Origin of the sequence: Streptosporangium sp. NPDC049644 (assembly GCF_040675205.1) — a bacterium.
Lineage (GTDB): Bacteria > Actinomycetota > Actinomycetes > Streptosporangiales > Streptosporangiaceae > Streptosporangium > Streptosporangium fukuiense.
In genome coordinates, this window is record NZ_JBFAOJ010000269.1 from 1 (window position 1) to 1,376 (window position 1,376).

Here is a 1,376-nt window from a genome sequence, read left to right on the forward strand (position 1 = left end):
CGCATCACCACCATCGACGCCGACACCGTCAGCGTCACCGCCACAGATCCCGCGGACGCGCCCGTCATCACCATCGACGCCCTCACCCTCCGCTCAAGCAGCCCGCTCTCGGAGGAGCACACTCCCGTCACATCGAGGAGCCGCCCGACCCGGACCGTCCGTCGCCGTGCCGGCAATGCCGACACCGCGCGTTCCTTCGCCGCCGAACTGGCCGGTCTCACTCCAGGTCAACAGCACGACCGGCTCCTGCGGATCGTCCAGGCCCACGTGGCGACCGTTCTCGGGCATGTCGACTCCGGCACCCTCGACCCAGAGCAGCAGTTCAAGGCTCTCGGCTTCACCTCCCTCAACGCGCTCGAACTTCGCAAGCAGCTCGGCCGGACCACGGGCTGCGACCTTCCCCCGACCGTCGTCTTCGACCACCCCACGCCACGGGCCCTGGCAACTCATCTCTACGAGCAGGTAGCCGGTGTCGCATCCGCCGCCGTTCCAGCACCGGTCGGGATGGAGACGGACGAGCCGATCGCGGTGGTGGGGATCGGTTGCCGTTTCCCCGGCGGGGTGACGTCCGCGGCGGAGCTGTGGGACGTGGTCGAGGCGGGAAGGGAGGTGAGTGTCGAGTTCCCGGTGGATCGTGGCTGGGATCTGGACCGGTTGTTCGGCTCCGATCCGGATGAGTCGGGTACGACGTATGTTCGGCGCGGTGGGTTCCTGGATGACGCGGCCGGGTTCGACGCGGAGTTCTTCGGTATCTCGCCTCGTGAGGCGTTGGGGATGGATCCGCAGCAGCGGTTGCTGTTGGAGGTCGCCTGGGAGGCGGTGGAGAGGGCGGGCATCGATCCGCGCAGCCTGACCGGGACTCCCACCGGGGTCTTCGCGGGTACGTGGTCTCATGAGTATGGTGCCGGGAGCTCCGAAGCCGTTGAGGGCCACCGGCTGACCGGAGTGGCGGCCAGCGTGGCGTCCGGCCGCATCGCGTACACGCTGGGCTTGGAGGGGCCGGCGATCACGGTGGACACCGCGTGTTCCTCCTCACTGGTGGCCGTGCATCTGGCCGCTCAGGCGTTGCGCCGGGGTGAGTGCGCGATGGCACTGGCCGGTGCTGTCACGGTCATGGCCTCCACCGACCTGTTCGTGGACTTCGCCCGACAGCGCGTGCTGGCGGCGGATGGCAGGACGAAGGCGTTCGGTGCCGGTGCCGACGGCATGGTGGCGAGTGAGGGCGCCGGGATGCTGCTGCTGGAGAGGTTGTCCGACGCCCGTCGTCTGGGTCACCGGGTACTGGCGGTGGTTCGTGGGTCGGCCATCAACCAGGACGGGGCCTCCAATGGTCTGACGGCTCCCCATGGTCCTTCGCAGCAGCGTGTCATTCGTGC

Annotated in this window: 1 protein-coding gene; it reads left to right on the forward strand. The window is 68.8% G+C overall.

The genetic code is table 11. The features are described from left to right. A partial coding sequence (locus tag AB0J58_RS45035; RefSeq protein WP_364228001.1) for a type I polyketide synthase occupies positions 1–1,376 on the forward strand: 1,376 nt, incomplete at both ends.